This window comes from Streptomyces lunaelactis, from assembly GCF_003054555.1.
GTDB classification, from domain to species: domain Bacteria; phylum Actinomycetota; class Actinomycetes; order Streptomycetales; family Streptomycetaceae; genus Streptomyces; species Streptomyces lunaelactis.
Genome location: NZ_CP026304.1, coordinates 8,312,248 through 8,329,826 on the forward strand (window position 1 = coordinate 8,312,248; position 17,579 = coordinate 8,329,826).

Annotated in this window: 17 protein-coding genes and 2 pseudogenes; 10 read left to right on the plus strand and 9 right to left on the minus strand. The window is 69.4% G+C overall.

Translation table 11 applies throughout. The features are described from left to right. Window positions 1–3: 3 nt before the first annotated feature. The 4 genes from SLUN_RS38000 to SLUN_RS38015 form a co-directional block, all read right to left on the minus strand. Window positions 4–2,106 carry a tyrosine-type recombinase/integrase gene (locus SLUN_RS38000; RefSeq protein ID WP_218929506.1) on the minus strand — a complete coding sequence of 701 codons (2,103 nt, stop codon included), beginning with the start codon at window positions 2,104–2,106 and terminating at the stop codon, window positions 4–6. Beyond that, on the minus strand, window positions 2,103–3,239 hold the full coding sequence (locus SLUN_RS38005; protein WP_257153884.1) for a tyrosine-type recombinase/integrase: 1,137 nt from the start codon (window positions 3,237–3,239) through the stop codon (window positions 2,103–2,105). Before SLUN_RS38005 ends, SLUN_RS38000 begins: the two co-directional genes overlap by 4 nt. Before the next feature lie 358 nt (window positions 3,240–3,597). Next, window positions 3,598–4,473, minus strand: a complete 876-nt coding sequence (locus SLUN_RS38010; RefSeq protein ID WP_108154373.1) for a hypothetical protein — start codon at window positions 4,471–4,473, stop codon at window positions 3,598–3,600. A 304-nt stretch (window positions 4,474–4,777) separates the two neighbouring features. After that, window positions 4,778–6,094, minus strand: coding sequence for an MFS transporter (locus SLUN_RS38015; RefSeq protein WP_108154374.1), 1,317 nt, complete (start codon window positions 6,092–6,094; stop codon window positions 4,778–4,780). An 89-nt stretch (window positions 6,095–6,183) separates the two neighbouring features. Between SLUN_RS38015 and SLUN_RS38020 the strand changes: the two genes are divergently transcribed. Beyond that, a complete protein-coding gene (locus SLUN_RS38020) occupies window positions 6,184–7,161 on the plus strand; it encodes a winged helix-turn-helix domain-containing protein (protein ID WP_108154375.1) in 978 nt (325 codons plus the stop codon). A 4-nt stretch (window positions 7,162–7,165) separates the two neighbouring features. Here the strand turns inward: SLUN_RS38020 and SLUN_RS41915 are convergent. Continuing rightward, window positions 7,166–7,288 (minus strand): annotated as a pseudogene (locus tag SLUN_RS41915) (IS5/IS1182 family transposase); the annotation flags it as partial. On the opposite strand from SLUN_RS41915, the gene SLUN_RS41920 reads away from it, so the two are divergent. Further along, entirely contained in the window at window positions 7,235–7,363 is a 129-nt protein-coding gene (locus SLUN_RS41920) for an ABC transporter ATP-binding protein (protein ID WP_170146641.1), read from the plus strand. The pseudogene SLUN_RS41915 and the gene SLUN_RS41920 sit on opposite strands and share 54 nt — an antisense overlap. Window positions 7,364–7,465: 102 nt before the next feature. Here SLUN_RS41920 and SLUN_RS42530 read toward each other — a convergent pair. Then, window positions 7,466–7,657, minus strand: a pseudogene (locus SLUN_RS42530) (Tn3 family transposase); the annotation flags it as partial. 165 nt (window positions 7,658–7,822) lie between these two features. On the opposite strand from SLUN_RS42530, the gene SLUN_RS38030 reads away from it, so the two are divergent. The 3 genes from SLUN_RS38030 (at window position 7,823) to SLUN_RS38045 (ending at window position 10,300) form a co-directional block, all read left to right on the plus strand. After that, window positions 7,823–8,470 (plus strand): hypothetical protein, encoded by a 648-nt coding sequence (locus tag SLUN_RS38030; RefSeq protein WP_108154376.1) that lies wholly within the window; start codon window positions 7,823–7,825, stop codon window positions 8,468–8,470. A 389-nt stretch (window positions 8,471–8,859) separates the two neighbouring features. Next, window positions 8,860–9,549 (plus strand): hypothetical protein, encoded by a 690-nt coding sequence (locus SLUN_RS39785; protein WP_159100440.1) that lies wholly within the window; start codon window positions 8,860–8,862, stop codon window positions 9,547–9,549. A 316-nt stretch (window positions 9,550–9,865) separates the two neighbouring features. Continuing rightward, a complete protein-coding gene (locus SLUN_RS38045; RefSeq protein ID WP_108154378.1) occupies window positions 9,866–10,300 on the plus strand; it encodes an ester cyclase in 435 nt (144 codons plus the stop codon). A gap of 45 nt (window positions 10,301–10,345) precedes the next feature. Here the strand turns inward: SLUN_RS38045 and SLUN_RS38050 are convergent, their stop codons facing one another. Genes SLUN_RS38050 through SLUN_RS38060 form a run of 3 tightly spaced genes read right to left on the minus strand, consistent with a single transcriptional unit; the run spans window position 10,346 to window position 12,530 of the window. After that, window positions 10,346–10,699, minus strand: coding sequence for a sulfurtransferase TusA family protein (locus tag SLUN_RS38050; protein WP_108154379.1), 354 nt, complete (start codon window positions 10,697–10,699; stop codon window positions 10,346–10,348). Next, window positions 10,696–11,865 carry a cysteine desulfurase family protein gene (locus SLUN_RS38055; RefSeq protein ID WP_257153885.1) on the minus strand — a complete coding sequence of 390 codons (1,170 nt, stop codon included), beginning with the start codon at window positions 11,863–11,865 and terminating at the stop codon, window positions 10,696–10,698. Before SLUN_RS38055 ends, SLUN_RS38050 begins: the two co-directional genes overlap by 4 nt. After that, window positions 11,862–12,530 (minus strand): ArsR/SmtB family transcription factor, encoded by a 669-nt coding sequence (locus tag SLUN_RS38060; protein ID WP_108154380.1) that lies wholly within the window; start codon window positions 12,528–12,530, stop codon window positions 11,862–11,864. The genes SLUN_RS38055 and SLUN_RS38060 overlap by 4 nt, the downstream gene beginning before the upstream one ends. Before the next feature lie 85 nt (window positions 12,531–12,615). On the opposite strand from SLUN_RS38060, the gene SLUN_RS38065 reads away from it, so the two are divergent. From SLUN_RS38065 to SLUN_RS38085, 5 genes are all read left to right on the plus strand, one after another. After that, window positions 12,616–13,980 (plus strand): MBL fold metallo-hydrolase, encoded by a 1,365-nt coding sequence (locus SLUN_RS38065; RefSeq protein ID WP_108154381.1) that lies wholly within the window; start codon window positions 12,616–12,618, stop codon window positions 13,978–13,980. Beyond that, entirely contained in the window at window positions 13,977–15,245 is a 1,269-nt protein-coding gene (locus SLUN_RS38070; RefSeq protein WP_108154382.1) for an MFS transporter, read from the plus strand. The genes SLUN_RS38065 and SLUN_RS38070 overlap by 4 nt, the downstream gene beginning before the upstream one ends. A 344-nt stretch (window positions 15,246–15,589) precedes the next feature. After that, entirely contained in the window at window positions 15,590–15,793 is a 204-nt protein-coding gene (locus tag SLUN_RS42535) for a DinB/UmuC family translesion DNA polymerase (RefSeq protein WP_371413894.1), read from the plus strand. 141 nt (window positions 15,794–15,934) lie between these two features. Continuing rightward, window positions 15,935–17,092: a tyrosine-type recombinase/integrase gene (locus SLUN_RS38080; protein ID WP_175313548.1), complete on the plus strand. Its 1,158-nt coding sequence runs from the start codon at window positions 15,935–15,937 to the stop codon at window positions 17,090–17,092. Continuing rightward, window positions 17,089–17,433 (plus strand): helix-turn-helix domain-containing protein, encoded by a 345-nt coding sequence (locus SLUN_RS38085; RefSeq protein WP_108154383.1) that lies wholly within the window; start codon window positions 17,089–17,091, stop codon window positions 17,431–17,433. Before SLUN_RS38080 ends, SLUN_RS38085 begins: the two co-directional genes overlap by 4 nt. Window positions 17,434–17,579: the final 146 nt, after the last annotated feature.

The window sequence follows — 17,579 nt, forward strand, 5'->3', positions numbered from 1 at the left end:
TCGTCAGGGCCGGACTCGGCGCTCTCTCCGAGATCGGCGGGGGAGGCTTCGGATCCGTTCGGCGATGGCGTTGTGCCGTTCGACCTCGCGGGGCCAGCCGCGTCCGACGGCGTCCTGGGCGAGCTGCTGTTCACGCGCGAGCCGGGCTCGCAGGCGCGGTGCGTACTCGCTCGTGGTGAGGAACTTCGAACAGCGGAGGTAGAGGTCGCAAACGCATGGCCCTTCGGCGGGTGCCCGCAGGCAGTGGCCGAGTTCGAGCTCGGTCTTGAAGAAGTTGGTCTTGAGCCAGTTCAGGGTGTCCTCACCGATCCTGCTGGTCAGCAGTTCCTCCGCGGCCGGGCCCGCGATCCGTCCGCCAGCGGCGATGACCTTCTCGTACTGCTCCTTCAGGACGGGGTCGCTGATGTGGGAGTACGTCGCCGACATCTGCGCGTTGCGGTGCCCGAGGATCGCCATGATCGTCTGAATCTGGGCTCCGCCCTCGGCGAGCTGGGTGCCGACCGTGTGGCGAAACCGGTGGGCGGTCACGGTGGGATTGCCGTCGCCGTCGACGAGACCGGCCTTGTGACAGGCGATCTCCAGGGCGTCCTCGTAAAGGAAGTGACGGCCCATGGGCTTGCCCCGCCGCATGAACACGTAGCGGACCGACCGCTGGGCCCATGCGTCGTGGCGGGCTGCGGCGTTCGCGGCCTTGGCCGCGTCGATCAGTTCGCGCAGCGCGTCCGCCGCCTGGGGATGCAGCGGGACCATGCGCTCGGTGTAGGTCTTGCCGACCGGGACTCGCAGCCGCGGGTAGCCGTCGGGGTAGGCGTCCAGGCAGTCCAGAGTCAGCCGTGCGATCTCCCCGCGCCGGGCACCGCTCCAGCGCAGCAGAAGCAGAGCAGCTCGTTGGTGCGGGTCTTCGAGTCCCTCAACCGCCTGCATGAGGCGGTCCAGCTCGGCCCGGGGGATGAACCGCGGCAGCGCGGACGGGAGTTTAGGCATGTCCGAGCGGCCAAGCAGGGGCCGGCCCGGGACGTCGCTCCAGCCCCATTGGCTGGTCTCACGGAAGAACTGAAGCAGCGGGCTGAGGTAGGTGTAGCGGGACCGCGCGGTCAGCGGCCGTCCGGTCCGGGCGTTGACGTGCTCGTGCAGATGGGCCATGAAGCCCTCGACGTGCCGGCGCTCCAGCTCGGTCATCGCATCGATGTCGGGGTGGCTCTGGGCGAGCCAGCGCAGGAAGTAGCGGAAGGCGTCGCGTGAGTGGCGGACCGACTCCGCGCGGTCGCTGGTTTGCAACCGTCCCGACAGCCAGCGCGTCACCGGGACGGCGAGCGCCGACGGCGTCTCGGGAGGGGTGAGTTCGGTTCGCCAGAGTTCGGCGGTCTTAAGGCCGTGGAACGGCGGCTCGGGGACCTGCCCGATGTTGAACAGCAGCACATGGACGCCGTGCAGCCTGGTTAGGCACGCCTTCTGGTAAATCGTGGCGAGCTGGTCCATGGGCATGCGGCGGCGTGCGTTGGAGACGTGGCTGGCTCGCACGAACCCGGCCTCCGGCCGGGCGCAGTAGCGCTTGATCTCTTCGGCAAGCGCGGTGAGGTCGTCGAGCCGGATCGCGCGCAGATTGGGGTCTCCTCGCATCAGGACAAGGCGGGTGAAGGTCCAGGTGAGGACGGACCGGCCGCTGACAGGCGCATAGCCGAGCTGGAGCATGCGGGCAGAGAGCGAATCGAGCAGATCCAGGTCCAGCCCGAGACCGACGGCGACTTTGGGGACGAACAGGCTGTCGAAGTTCCGGCTGAGGACGTAGTCGGCGTCCAGTCGGAGGCCGTGCACCAGCGAGAGGTAGGCGAGGTAGGGGCCTGCGTCGTGGGACGGCCCGGTGCGTTTGCCGGGCTCATGCGCGAGGCGTCCGTGCAGGTCCAGGCGGACCAGCAGGGGCTCGGCGAACCAGTCCTCCAAGTCCGGCCAGTGCTTGAGGAAGCGGTTATAGAAGTAGCGACGCGACTTGATCGACGCCGGAGCATCCGCGAACGTCGCCCGGACCCAGGCGAAGTACTCCTCCCTCGACGCATGGCACCGGCGGCGGTCCGGTTCCGAGGCCGGCGCCAGGGCCAGCGCGGTCACCGGTTGCCCTCCAGGGCGCGGGTGTAGTCGGCCAGTACGGCCTCGTCGGAGACACGGGTGTAAACCTTCGTCGACTCCGGCGATGCGTGCCCCAATCGCTTCTGCAGCGACAGCTCCCGCATCCCGCCCTCCCACATCGCAGTGGCGTGGGTGTGCCGCAGCGCGTGGGGAGTGGTCTCCGGCGTGCGCAGGCCGAGCTTGTCCAGCCGCCGTGCGAACAGCCGCACCACCGCGTCGTAGCCCAGCGGCTCCAGGCGGCGGGTGCCCTTCCCTCCAACGAGGAACACGAACGGGCTGGTCGCGTCGAGCGGGCGCTCGTGCATCACGTAGCGGCTGACCGCGTCCAGGGTGCGAGGCTCGTGCAGGTCCACGACCCGCTCGGTGCGGGACTTGCCGCGGACCCCGCGCGGATGGTCGTCGCGCTTGCGGACCGTCACCCGACGTCGGCCATAAGAGATGTCGTCCACGTGCAGTGACAGCACCTCGCCCGGCCGCAGCCCGCCATCCAACATCAGCAAAAACACCGCCAGGTCCCGCAACCGCTTCAAGCTGCCGATGAACTGCTCCAGCACCGCTTCGTCCACGGGGCGCGGCAGCCGCCGCGGCTGCTTGACCGTCGCCGTGCGGCGCATCGGCTGCTGACGACTCGCGCGGCCCATGAACGGCTGATGCCGGTCCGGCACGCGGGCAAGTGCCGGGTCAAGGCGCTTCTGCATCGGGGAGTCGCCGTTGTACTCCTCGGCGACCACCGCCCAGTCGTAGAAGCTGGCAACTGCCGCCAAGATCCGGTTCACCGTCGCCGGCGCGAGCAGACTGCCCGGCGCCTCCGGACCGCCGACCACGACCGTCAGGCCGAGCCGCTGGGCCGGTCGGCGCGAGGGCGCCCGCCGCAGGAACGCCAGCAGCCGCAAGGCATCCGGACCCCGGAACTCGCGCCAGTCCATGCCCTCGGCGGCGAAGAAGGTGAACAGGCGCCGCAGGTCGTACGCGTACGCGCAGATCGTGTGCGGCGAGAAGCCCCGGTCAACCAGGTGATCCAGGAACCGGCAGGCCGCCGTGACGTGTTCGCCGTCGACGTCGACCAACCGGACTCGCCGTACGACACCGCCATCGCGTTCCTTGACCACCCGCACTCCGGCCTCCCCCAGCCTGCACTCGGATGGCCCAACGAGACCTGTACCTCCACGGCCACGGCGCCGGTTCAGGCGTCACTCGAAGGTGTCCAGATAAGGAGATCTACGGCCGGTTCGAGCTGGACATGAACAGCCGCCTCGACCTGGACCTGTCCATCCGGGCGACGGTGCCCGGCCCACGCACCCCGCACGATGAGGCAGCCGCGACCCCAGCGTGACACCCGGACTACCGATCCTGGCCGGAGCCGTGGTCAAGACGATGTTGCCGGGACGCTTCAGCGTCCCGGGCAACATGCTGAGTGGCCGGGCTATTGGAAGAGCCGCACGCCCCAGCCGTCGCGGGGACTCCAGCAATGGCCTATTGGATCAGGTCGGTATGCGTATAGCACTTCGGGCAGGAGTAGAGCTGCAGATTATTCGCGTCGGAGACCTGGATACCGGGCGGGTTCGACACGTTGTCGTTGTCGATCACGGCGATGGCCTGGTCCTCGTACGGGACCCAACCCCTTCTGTAGTCACGACATTCATCCGAGGCGATGGTCAGCAACGGGCTCATCGCGGCGCCACAGTTGATGCAGAACCGGGCGATGGGATCGGTGAGGCCCCACGGCGGCCAGCCACCGACCTTCCATCCGGGGGCGACGGACAGCTCGTCGGAGTAGAACTCCTCCGGAGCGGCCTCATAGGAATCATCTATCTCGACGCCGGCCGCCTGCCACGCGCTCCAGTCACTCAGCTGCTGCTGCAACTCCTTGCCCAACTCCAGAAAGTTGGGGTACTCGGTGACTTGCTCCGGTGCGAGCACGCACGGCTCCGGCGTGTAGCCGTACTGCGCCTCGGTCGGTTTGGGCGGCGAGGCGAGGACGTGGGTGACGTCGGCGGCGGTTCGCCAGAACAGCTCGGTCGTAGGCTTGTGCTCCGGCGGGTGCTCAGAGGGACACCACAGCACCTGGAGCAGATCGGTCCGTCCGGGCGGCCGCAGCAGGGGCACGTCGCGCGCGTACAGCTGGGCCACTGGCAGAAGGGGGGAGACCGGACCCTCGTGCCACTTGTCGCAGTACAGCCATGGCTGCCTGGCGGGCCACAGCAGCGGCCCGCCGACCGAACTGTCGTACGGCGACGGAGAACCGGGGCGGGGATGCAGCCGGGTCGTCGTGCGTGCCAGCGGGGCCAGTTGAGGGAAGACCGCGGCCACGTCGAACGGCCGTGGTGGGGTGGTACGGATGACGTTCACGGCGGCGATACTGCCAGCAGCCTCTGACAATCGGCGTACGACGAGATCAGCCGCGGCCCCGCCCTTCCCGCGCGAAGACCACCACCGCGTCAGCATCGGTACACGCTCCATCGCTCACCAGATCCAGCGCGATCTACGCCGGGGATGAGGCATTGAGTCATTCTCATAAACGACCGTTTGTGAGAACCGATTCCCCGGGCCGGCTCTCCGGCTGATTCCGATTGGTGGAATGACTGTCAGTCAGAGAGGCATGGTGGTGGGGGTGGGGTGCGTGACGGCTCGCGGCCGACCTGAGCTGCGACGGTTACTGCGCAGGAGAGCTACACGCATGCTGTTCGGTGCGGTTCTCTGATGCAGTTGAGTAGTTCGGGACGGGGACCGGGGAGGTGGGCTGGTGCCAGGTGAGAAGCCAGCCGGCGGTAAGTGCCGCCGCGCCGCCTGCCAGGGCGATTGCGCCGCCTGTTCCGATGCCTGCGGCCACCGAGCCGAAGCAGGCCGGCCCGACGCCTTGCAGCGTCATGCCGCCGGAGCCGAGCAGACCGAAGGCCTGGCCCTGGCCATCCTGCGGCAGGGCGTCCAGGAACGGCCGTTGCAGGCCGAGACCGTAGGCGAATCCGAAGCCGCAGAGCAGCAGCAGACAGGACGAGACGCCCACTCCGGGTTCGGCGGCGAAGCCGAGCAGCGGCAGTCCCATCAGCGCGATCAACGGGACTACCAGTCGCTCCCGGGTGGGTGGCTGGAGGAGTCGGCCCACCAGCAGGTCACCGACGAGCATGCCGACCGGCAGGCAGCCCATCAGCACCGCGTACCAGCCGGGCGCGAAGTGGCGTCCTCCGGCGTAGGCGACGACCAGGCCTTCCGCGCCCGCTATGAACGCTGGCGGGAGCCACTGGGCCAGCATCAGTCGTCGCACCGTGCGTCCGCGCAGCAGCAGGCCGGCACCGTGCAGGCTTGCCCGGACGGCCCCGCCATCGCCCCGAGCGCCGCCGGGTGTGCCGCCGGACTCTTCCAGCTGCAGCCGGGGTAGCCGGATGCGGATAGCGAGCGCGCAGCCGAGGTAAAGGGCGGCGCTTACCGCGAGCGCCCGGTGCGGGCCGAGTACCGCGACGACCGCACCTCCCAGCGCCAGACCGAACAATTGCGCGCCGGAGGAGGCGATGTTGTTCAGTGAACGGCCCAGTACATAGGCATCGCCCTCCAGGCACTGCGCGACCAGCCGACTCGACGCGCCGCTGAACACCGGTGTGGCGAGGGCGACCAGCGCCACGACACCGAGGCTTGCCGCGACCGGCATCCGCACCAGGGCGATCAGCAGGGCGGCGGCGCACGTCAAGGCGTAGCCGCCGGTGATGAGCGCGCGGGGCGGCAGTTGGTCGGCCAGTGAGCCCAGCAGCAGCGAGCCGAACAGCTGCGGGATGAAGCCGATGCCGAAGGCCAGTGCGCTCAGCAGCGCGGAGCCGGTAGCCGAGAAGACCAGCACCGAGAACGTGGTGATCCGCATCGCGTCCGCAGTGATCGCGACGGTGCGGGTTGAGAAGAGCAGCCGGAATCGCGGCTCGGCCAGCACCTCCCGGTAGGTGGCACGGTGGTTGACCTGCGCGGGTTCGGCGGGTGGGGTCATGACGCCCAGCCTCGCCGTGTGCCCACGCCACTCACCAATGATTCGTCGCTGGACGAATCGGAACAGACGTCGCGCGGTAGCATGGCAGGGTGCTGCGCTTCGAAGTCTCCGTCGAGGACCTGCTGCGCAGCCGCTTCGCGCTGTCGCCCGCGCTGGACCTCTGCCTACTGCTGCGCTCGCTCGCCGGCCAAGGCCAGCCGCTGCCGCGAGCCTGGGCCACCCGGCTCATGCCGGCCTTTGAACGGCTTCGCCGCGAGACCGAACTGAACGCCGTCCTCGCCCTGCAGACCCCGCAAGGCGGACCGAACTTCGTCGCCCCGCCCCCGCGCGGCCTCAACCAGACCTGGGCTGACGACCTGGCCATGATCCGGGCCACACCGCTGGAAGCGGCCCGCCACGAATTCGCCACCACTGCGACCGGCCCGTCCGCCCGTGATCCCCGCGTACGCGCAGTGCTGGACTCGACGGACGCCGTCTCCAGGATCGCCGAGGCGATGGACCAGGCGTGGCACGAGCTGCTCGCCGCGGACTGGCCGCAACTGCGCGCGATCTGTGAGCGCGATGTCGTGCACCGGGTGGGGGTGATCGGCGAACACGGATGGGCCACGACCATCGAGAGCCTGCACCCGGGCGTCGCCTGGCGCGCCGGCGGTATCGAGATCGGCTTCTTCCGAGGCGGAACAGTCCGCCTCGCCGGCGACGGGCTCCTGCTGATCCCTTCGGTCTTCGTCGGGCATATCGCCGCCCACCTGGAAGACCCCTGGCCCAGGACCTTGGTCTATCCAGCCCGCGGCACCGCCGCCCTGTGGGGCGAACAGGAGACCGTCCCCCAACCGGACGCGCTGACCGCTCTGGTCGGCCGGGCCCGAGCCCGGCTGCTGTTGGCGCTGGACGCCCCGGCCAGTACCAGCCACCTCGCCCGAAGCCTCGCCATGGCACCCGGCGCGGTAGGCGACCACCTCGCCATCCTGCGAGGCGCGGGGCTGCTCGTCCGCGCCCGGTCCGGACGGTCGGTGCTCTACCGGCGCACCCCGCTCGGCGAGGCACTGGTCGCCGGTTCGGGCTGAGGGCTCAGATCAGCACTGATTCTTTGAGGCCTCGCCAGCAGATGATTGCGCAGCCGAGGGTGAGGAAGGCCTGGTGGATGGCGGCGCGGATTTCCCACCGGATACGCAGTCGGCGGAAGTCGCCGAGTCCGACACCTTCGAGGCGCTCCTGGACGCGGGCGGAATCTTCGCCGAGCTGTACAAACTCTCCCAGGACCGGTGAGCAATCCAGCTAGGGTGATTGAACCGTCGGCCCCGGTGCCGCCCTCCCCCCGTGGGACGGCACCGGGGCCGATCCGGCTTCCGGGGCTGTCCACTCGTCCCCGCTGCCGTCGTCGTCCTCGTCGAGCTCGGGGGCGTCCGGGTCGCGCAGCGGGCGCAGGCCCTGGGGCGGGGTGGAGGGCGTGAAGCTATAGCGGCCCAGGACGTTGAGGTTCTTGAACTTCAGCGGGGACAGGCGGGCGACATCCTCATCGCTGATCTCGTGGCCCTCGGCCCGCAGCTGGGCGATTGCAGCGTGCCGGCACAGCCGACCCCATGGGTCGTCTCGCCGGAGGCGACTCGCCGGGTTGGGTCCCCTGCTGCCGAGCAACGGAATTGACTTTCGGAAACCCCCCACCCTGGGCTTGGCCTCTGCGGCAGGATCAAGGACGTACCTGCTGACGGCTGACAGAGGTTTGGGATGAAGCGTTCTGCGCTGGTCATAGCGACCCTGCTGCTCGGGGCCGTCGCATGCGACGCCAACTCAGGCGACAGGAAGAACGCGAACAGCACCCCATCCGCGAAAGCGAAGCCACCGATGTCGACCGACGAGGCACGCAGGGTCCTGAAGGACCTGGACGCGAAGGACGACAGCGACAGTCTCAGCCCGGCCTACTGGCGGAAGGTCCATGAAGGCCCATGGCTGGACCGGACACTCGCAACGATCGACAACATCAAGGAGCGCGGCAAGGACGATCCGAGTCAAGACCCGACGAACCGTCCGGACGTCGATCCGGCCGTGCACGCCTGGACCAAGCCTGCTGGGAGTTCAGGCGACTGGATCTTGGGAGCCCAGCAGACCTCCAGCCACAACATCGGGGGCGAGTTCACCAACCAGGTGAGTATGCGCTGGAGCCTGTACCACCGGGGCCGCGACAGCGATCCGTGGCGGATCGCCTTCACGGTGGGTGCTCCGGCGAAGAAGGATCTCCCGCAGGTGGCCCCTCAAAGATCCTGGTCGGGCGACGGGTCGACGCCCTGCCAGGGCGCACGCGACCTGCCCCGGAGAGCTCTCCGCCCCGCAGTCCGCGCAGTTAAGTACGTACCCGTGTTTTGCCGCTGCGCATAGGTAACTCCCGTGCGCAGGCACTAAGTTCGAAGCACCGCCGGACTCGCTGTCCCCGGGGGCCGCACGGTGCCTGCAGGATCCAGCGGGCAGTGTGCGCCACGGAAGACAGGGCGCGGCGCGTGTGTTCACGGCCCCTGTCGACGCAGGGCGGGACACACCCACCCAGTGCGGTCGCGGCCATCCCCTGTCCGTCGGTAACGGCGGAGGCCCGACCGCACCGGGCGGCCGGCAGCCGGCTCAGGCGGACATCACCTTCACACGACCCGGCGTTCGGCCTGCCCGAATCCGGTCCACGCGAGAGGCACGCAGTGAACCAACACCGAAAACCCAGGCGGGCACGAATACTCGTCGCCGCTGCACTGGGCAGCACGCTCCTCGGCATCGGCGCCGTGGCCACCGCCATGGCCGGGGAGGAATCCTCCGAGTCCCGGGCCGGCGCCGCCCTCGCTTCGCCGAAGTCCGCGGCGACGGCGGCTCAGCAGACCGGCGGCCTGATCGTCGGCTACAAGCCGAAGGCGCCCCAAGCGCATTCGGACAAGGCGGTGCGCGAGGACACCCAGGCCATTGCCGCACAGGCCGGCGAGAAGCTGTCGTACGACCGCCGTCTGGGCACGGGAGCGGCGCTGGTGGACCTCGGCGGAGTACAGCCGGCCAAGGACGTCGCCGTTCTCATGGACCGATTCCGGGCCGATCCGGACGTGGCCTACGTCGTCCCGGACCGCCAGGTGCAGGCCGTCAAGTCACAGGACGTCGCCGGCACCGGCGCCCCCGATCGCGGCGACACCCGCACGGGCGACGGCGACCTCTTACCCGAGCAGTCATGGGACCCTCCTCGTTTGGTGTCGTGTCGTTCGACGATTCGACGCTGGGCGTGCGGAGGTGGACGCCGCGTCGCGCATGTTCACCAAATCCATTGTGGACTGGGATGGTCATTCCTGGCCACGCAGCTCAGACCGGCTCGAACGCCACCAGGGCGGCACCCCCGGCGGTGTCATGGTCGGCGTCCTGCAGCGCGTCCTCGCACTCACGGCCAGGATCTGGCACAACGAACACACTGGCCAGCCCGTCATGCGCAGTGACCGGGTGCCGCGGCGCGTCTGCCCCGGGTGAGGCGGGCGCCGGCGGTGAGCCGCAGTGCGAACACCGGTTGGTCGTGGCCCGGTACGGGCCGAGGTAGGTGTGGCCGGTCAAGGGCCAGGCGGGCAGGTCCCACGGGGCAGCCGGATCTGTGGCCATCACGGTTGAGCAAGCCAGCGGTGGCGACGGTCATCGCCGTGCATACCCGGATTTGTGGGGCGGGACACCAGCGTGGCAGGGGGACGGCCTTCTCGCGGTCGCACTCTTCCCAGTACGGGGCAACGATGGAGATGTCGGTGTCCATGCTGGAGGTGGCTCATGGGAGAAGCGCGCGAGGTCATGGATAGGTTCACCGAGGCACTCACCACAGGCCAGGATCCCGCAGCGGTCGCAGCGCTCTTCGCGGCCGACGCGGTTGTTGTCGTGCCCGACGAGGGCGAGATCCGCGGCCGGGACAACATCGGCGAGTACTTCCGTCAGTTCACCGAGGCCATACCGGACGGCAGATACGAGCCGGTCTACGCCTGGGAGGTCGGCAACACGGCCATCGACGAGGGATTCTTCAGCGGTCGCAACACCGGTCCGCTGGCCTTGCCCTCCGGAGAGAAACTGCCTGCCACCCAGAAACAGGTCAGGTTGCGCGGCTGCGACTTCGCCACGGTCGAGGGCGGATTGATCGTCAGCTATCGGCTCTACTTCGACCAGATGGAATTCCTCGGGCAACTGGGGCTCCTGCCCGACATGCCGTCCTGACTCCACCGTCCTCTGCACCACGACGGGAGGCCAGGCCAAGCCAGGTCAGGGGACTGGCGTCTGCTCGATGGCCGGACCTGCACCGTCCCCGCCTGCGCCCGCAACGGTGTCCAGGCGCCATGGCGATCCTGGATCCGTGCGCTGCGCGGACTCGGCGACGACAAACGCGTACGTCGCGGCGATCCCGTCCCCGGGAACGGGGCCGAGGTAGGTGTGGCCGGTCAGGTGGGACCAGGCGGCCAGGTCCAACGGGGCGGCCGGATCGGTGGCCTTCACATGCACGACGGTGCCCGGCAGTGCGCCGTCGATCTCGCTGCGGAGCCGCAGGAGCAGGGTGACGCAGAGCAGGCCCGAGCCGTCGACGACCAGAGGCGGACCTGGACGGACGGAGGCGGTCATGCGAGACCTTCGCGGGCGGCGGTGATCAGAGCTTCGGCGGCGCGGTCGATGTCGTGCGCCGTGGTCCAGCGGCCGATCGACAGCCGTAGAGCGCCCAGGCTGCGGGCGTCGTCCAGGCCCATCGCGTGCAGGACGGGTGAGGGGGTGTGGGTGCCGCTGTGACAGGCTGAGCCGGTGGAGGCGGCGATCTCCGGTACAGCGGCGAGGAGTTCGTGGCCTCGGACGCCGTCGATGCTGATGTTAAGGGTGTTGGGCAGACGCGGTTCCACGGGGCCGTTGAGGTGCACCCGGCCCGGCAGCGCCTCGACCAGGCTGGCGTGGAGGCGGTCTCGCAGCCCGGCGACGCGTTCGGGGCCGCCGCTTGCCAGGTCCGTGGCGGCGAGCTGTGCGGCGGTGCCTAGCGCGACGGCGAGCGCCACGTTCTCGGTGCCCGCGCGCAGGCCGTGCTCTTGGCCCCCGCCGTAGAGCAGCGGTTCGAGCGTGACGCCGTGCCGTACGTACAGGGCGCTGACGCCTTTGGGCGCGTACATCTTGTGCCCGACGATCGTCATGAGGTCGACGCCCAAGTCCCGTACTTCCAGCGGGATCTTTCCGGCGGCCTGGGCTGCGTCGCAGTGGAAGAGCGCCCCGTGGGCGCGGGTGATGCGGGCCAGGTCGGCGATGGGCTGGAGGGCGCCGGTCTCGTTGTTGGCGGCCATCACCGAGACCAGGACGGTTCGCTCAGTGAGTGCGGCGGCCAGCGCCGCCGGGTCGAGCAGGCCCTCCCCGTCGACGGGCAGGTACGTCACCTCGGTGCCATGCAGTCGTTCGAGGGCGTGACAGGTCTCCCGGACGGCCGGGTGCTCGGTGACCTGCGTGATCACATGCGGGCGCTTAACCTTCGCCGCCAGGACGGCACCGCGCAGGGCGAGGTTGTTCCCTTCCGAGCCGGGGCCGGTGAACACGATCTCGCCCGTCTCCACGCCGATGAGCTCGGCCACCCGGGTCCGGGCGCGGTGGAGGGCCGCCTTCGGCTCTGCCGCATAGGCATGGTCGCTGGAGGGGTTGCCGAACCAGTCCGCCAGGTACGGCCGCATCGCTTCGACCACCCGCGGGTCGACAGGGGTGGTGGAGTTGTAGTCGAGGTATACCGCCCCGCCGGCCAGGCCCGGGTGAGCGGGGATCACGCGGCACTCTCCCTCTCCACGGGCAGCTCGGCCAGCCGCCACTCCAGCATCCCGTCGGTGAGCCGCACCGCCCCGCGTCCGCTCTCACGGAGCAGACGTACCGCGTCGTAGGCCAGCACGCAGTAGGCGCCCCGGCAGTAGGTCACCACCTCGGTCTCCTCCGGCAACTCGGCGATGCGCTCGGCGAGTTCCTCGACCGGGATGGAGCGCGCGCCGGGGATGTGCCCGGCCGCGTACTCCTCGGCCGGACGCACATCGAGGATGACGACCTCGCCTGCCGCCGTGCGGGCGAGCAGGTCTTCCCGGTCGACCTCGGCCGCGTCGTCCGTGCCGAGGTAGGCGCTGCGGGCGGGTTCGACGGCGGTCTGGTGGGCTTGGGCGACCTGGCGCAGCAGCGCGTAGAGGGCGGCGACATCGTCTCCGGCCAGCCGATAGTGAATGCGTACGCCTTCGCGGCGGGTGGCCACGAGTCCGGCCTGCTTGAGGGTCTGCAGGTGCGCCGAGGCGGTGGTCAGGTTCAGCCCCGCGGTCTTGGCGAGCGCATCGACGGTGCGTTCGCCCTGGGCCAGCAGATCGAGCAGTTCCAGGCGCTTTCCACTGCTCAGCGCCTTGCCGGTGCGCGCGAATGCGTCGTACAGCGCGGCTTTGCGTGCGGGGTCTCCCATGGCATCCTCCATCGTTCCATGGAATATTGTAGCTAAGGGTGGGTGCTGAAGCGACCTGTACCTGCCGTGACACCTGGAGGATCCGATGGGCTTCGCCGACGATCACTTGACACCGCTGGTCGATGAGGGTCTGGGCAACAGCGCCTACCTCGTCGACCTCGGCGACGGACGGGCCCTGGCCGTGGACGCGAGCCGAGATCTGCGCGCCCTGCGCGCGGCTGCCGCGCGGCGCGGGCTCACGGTCGCCTTCGCCGCCGACACCCATCTGCACGCCGACTTCCTGTCCGGTGCGGTGCAGCTGGCCGCTGACGACGGCGCGGCCGTACTCGCCTCCGCCGCCGGGAACCGGGCCTTCCCGCACACCCCGCTCGGCGACGGCGACGAGACCGACCTCGGCGGACTGACCCTGCGCGCGCTGGCCACCCCCGGCCACACCGACGAGCACCTGTCCTTCCTGCTCCTGGACGGAGCACGCGAGCTCGGAGTCTTCACCGGCGGCTCGCTGATCGTCGGCTCGGCCGCTCGCACCGACTTGCTCGGCGCAGACCGAGCGGAGGAGCTGGCCCGTGCCCAGTACCGCTCGCTGCAGCGCCTGGCCAAGCTGCCGGATGCGACCGCGGTGTGGCCCACGCACGGCGCCGGATCCTTCTGCTCCGCCCCACCAGGCGCGGAACGCACCACCACCATTGCCGCGCAGAAGCAGGCCAACCTGCTGCTGGCCGCGCCCGACGAGGACGCCTTCGTACGGGAGTTGCTCGGCAGCCTCGGCTCCTATCCGGCGTACTTCGACCGCCTGGGCGAGATCAACCGGCGCGGGCCCGCGGTGATCGGCTCCGCTCCCACGCTCGCCGCGCTCACAACGGCCGAGACACGCCAACTGCTGGACCAGGGCGCACAGCTCGTCGACGTACGCCCCGTCGCGGACTTCGCCGCCGGCCACATCCCCGGCGCCATCTCCATCCCGTTGCGCGACCAGTTCGCCACCTGGCTGGGCTGGTTGCTCCCCGACGACGTCCCGCTCGTCTTCGTCACCGCCCCAGGACAGGACCTCGCCGAACTCACCTGGCAGTCCCTGAAGATCGGATACGAGCGGCTGGCCGGGCACCTCGACGGCGGCATGGCCGCCTGGACCGCCGACGGCGGACCGCAGCAGACCATCGCGCTGGTCACCGCCGAACGGATTGTCGGTCGCCCGGTCCTCGACGTACGCCAGCGGGCCGAGCACACCACCGGCCACATCGCCGACGCGGTCCACATCGAACTCGGAGAACTCGTCGCACGCACCGATGAAGCGCCGGACGGCGCGGTGGTCCACTGCGGGCACGGCGAACGCGCCATGACCGCTGCCAGCCTCCTGCAGCGTGCCGGGCACCGGGATCTCGCTGTCCTCGACGGCGGACCGGGCGACTGGTCCAAGGTCACCGGCCGTCCTCTGGAGGAGACCACGTGACCACCCGCGCCACCGACGAGACCAGCTCCGGCATACGTCTCGGACTGCGTGCCAATCTGGCCCAGTTCAGCCTGCTCGTCGCCGTCAACGCCCTGGTCGGCGGCATGCTCGGCCAGGAGCGCACCGTCCTGCCGCTGCTCGCCGACGACGTCTTCCACTTGTCCGCCTACACCTCCGCGCTGACCTACATCCTGGCCTTCGGCGCCACCAAGGCCGTCACCAACTTCTTCGCCGGCACCTGGTCGGACCGTTTCGGCCGCAAGCCGGTTCTGATCGCCGGCTGGCTGATTGCCCTGCCAATACCCGCCATGCTCGCCTGGGGGCCGACCTGGGGCTGGATCATCGCCGCCAACATCCTGCTCGGCATCAACCAGGGCCTGACCTGGTCCACCACCGTCATCATGAAAATCGACCTCGTCGGCCCCGAACGACGCGGCCTGGCCATGGGCTTCAACGAGGCCGCCGGCTATGTCGCCGTCGCCGCAACCGCCATGGCCACCGGCGCCATCGCCGATCACGCCGGACTGCGCCCCGAGCCGTTCCTGCTCGGTGCCGCTTACGTCGTCCTGGCCCTGGGTCTGTCCACCCTGGCGGTGCGCGAGACCCGCGACCACGCCCGCTTCGAAGCCGCCCGTCACGTCACCCCTGTCGGCAGCGAGCACGACGGGGAACTGACCACCGGCCAGATCACGCGCCTCACCAGCCTGAGCGACAAGGCCCTGTCCGCCGCCAGCCAGGCCGGTATGGTCAACAACCTGAACGATGCCCTCGCCTGGGGCATCTTCCCCCTGCTCTTCGCAGCCCACGGCCTGTCCATCGCCGAGATCGGCATCCTCGCCGCCCTCTACCCCGCTGTCTGGGGCGCCGGGCAGATGCTCACCGGCTGGTGGTCCGACCACATCGGACGCAAACACCTGATCACCGCCGGGATGCTGCTGCAGGCCGCAGCCATCGCCCTCGTCGCCGCCGGGACAACGTTCGGCGTGTGGGCCACCGCCCAAGTCCTCCTCGGCGTCGGCACCGCCCTGGTCTACCCCACCCTGCTCGCCGTCATCGGCGACGTCGCCCACCCCGCATGGCGCGCCCGCGCTGTCGGTGTCTACCGCCTGTGGCGCGACGGCGGATTCGCCGTCGGCGCCCTCCTTGCCGGAGTCCTCGCCGACGCCTTCAGCCTGACCACCGCAATCTGGGCCATCGCCGCCCTCACAGCCGCATCAGGCCTCGTGGTAGCGGTCCGCATGTACGAAACGCACCCCCGCCTGTGAGCGGACACTGTCATGGTCTGCCCCGCTGTTGCCACTACGCCCGCCAACGCGCTCGGCACCTGGTGGTGCTGGCGCAACATCGGCTACGCCGCCGAGCACTCGTCGGCGACCTCGGTGAGCTCAACACCACCGTCAAGGCCGCCGACCCCGCAGGACCACCAAGGACCGCCCGACCTGACGACGGCGCCGTCGGCGGCGGTGTTGTCAATGCAACACCTCCGAACGAGCGACGGAACACGCGGCCGGGATGATCGCCCCGTTGTCCCGCAGGCGCCTGCCCGCTCCTGCAGCGCCGACCATGCCTTCCACGCGACGAACTCGACCCCGCCCGCCACCGCCAGGCCGTGCTCGCCCTCGCCGAACAGCTCGGCGCGCGCCTGCGCAAGGAACGTCAGGTGTCCGGCAGGCTGAGCATGACCGTGCGGTACGCGGACCGTTCCACCACCGTGCGCACCCGCCGCCTGCCCGAACCCACCAGCCACACCGCAGCCCTGGCCCGCACCGCCTACGAAAATGGAGTAGGAACGGGTTCCCGCGCGGTCGCTTGAGTCAGTGTCTATGCATTTCAGCAGGCAGGAGATAGTTGTTCGAGCCTTCCCTCGTCTGTGTGGGATTCCCGCAGTAACTCGCAGAATCCACGCGCAAGTTCCCTAATCTGCGTTCTCGTGGCAGATTTCGGTACCCGTCACCTGACCGTGGTGTCCACGACGGAGCACGAAGGAACGCGAGGACTGTCCGGCGGGGAGCCGGGACTCGCGGATGTGGTCGCGCTGCAAAACCGACGTGCCGCCGAGATAGACGCGGATGATCCGCAGGGTTTCTTCGTGGACACCCTGGCGGAGTATCAGTGGGCCCGTGATGCTGCGGGACTGATGCCGGGGACAATCGACCAGCTGATCAAGCCTGTCATCGAGGTCTGCGAGTACTTCCAGCTTGTGCCCTGGCAACTCCAGCCCCGCCATGTGGACCACTACTTCTCCGGCCCCGGTAAACGAGCCCGCTCCACGATCCGCACCAAGATGAACCAGATCGACGGCTACTTCGCCTTCCTGGAGCAGCGCTACGCGGGCGAGATCGGCCGCCGGTTCGGGGTGCTGGTGGAGTCGCCGGTCGATCTGTTCAACCGTCCGCGTCACCGCGGGGACTTCGGGCTGCGGCTCCCGCCGTCCCGGGCGGCGATGAAGGAGTTCTTCCGCCGGTGGCGCACAGATTTGCCGTCCGCGCGCAAGGAGGCGGTGGCGTGCCGGAACTACGTGATGGCGAAGAACGCCTACCTCTCAGGGGTGCGGGCCGCCGAGCTGTGCACCACGAAGATCACCGATGTGCACTGGGAAGCCGGACAGTGGGGCCGGTTCCTGGTCGACGGCAAAGGGGCTCGAGGTTCGGGACCGCGGCAACGTGAGGCATACCTGTTCGAAGAAGGCCGGGAACTCCTGTGGTGGTTCGTCGAAGAGGTCCGCGGAATGTTCCGCGACGATCCGGAACATCCGGCAGCGCCCCTGTGGCCGTCGGAACGCGTTCCGCACCAAGTGGCGCTGCTGAACATGCCGGTGGCCCCGGCGGTGGTGCCCTCCACGTTCCGCCGGGCGCTGAAGGCGGCCGGGGCGAACTATCTCAGCGGGCCGGTCACCAATTTGTTCCCGCACCTGCTGCGTCACGCGTGCGCGGCACACAACTATGAGAGCGGCATGTCCTTGTGGGAGGTCCAGAAATTGTTGGGGCACATCTGGGCGACCACGACGGTCCGGTACGTGGCGTCCGTGCATGCCGATCCTGAACACGCGATGAGACAATCGTCGGAGCGGGCCGCGCAGCGGTTGCTCCTGGACCAGGGGAATCTGCGGTGAAGTGGAACCTGCGCATGGTCGCGGCCCAGCGGGACATCTGGCGGCCCACCGAGCTTCTGGCCGCTTTCCGGGCGGTGGGCTTCTCGCCGTCGCTCAGCAAGACCTCGGCTCTGTGGGGCGGGAACCCGGTGACGGTCCGGCTCGATGATCTCGACATGATCTGCGCGGCCTTGGAATGCACCGTGGAGGACCTGATGCGGGCCGAACCCGTCGCCACGCATGTGGAGTCGAGCGAGGGCGAGGTGGCCCAGGCCGCGGGCGAGGTGCCTTCGCCGCGGTCGGGGCCGGTGCGGCCACTCCCGCGCCGGGACGGTCCACGCAGGCTGATGCCCCCGAACTGAGGCAGCGCGGATGAAGAGGGCACAGCGGTGTGAGGAGTGTCTGGCCTGGGGGTTGTTGCGCGACCGGGTGTGTCCCGGGTGCCAGCACTGGGAAAACGCCCGCCCCGGGCGGGACACCTGCCGGCTGTGCCGACATCAACAATGCC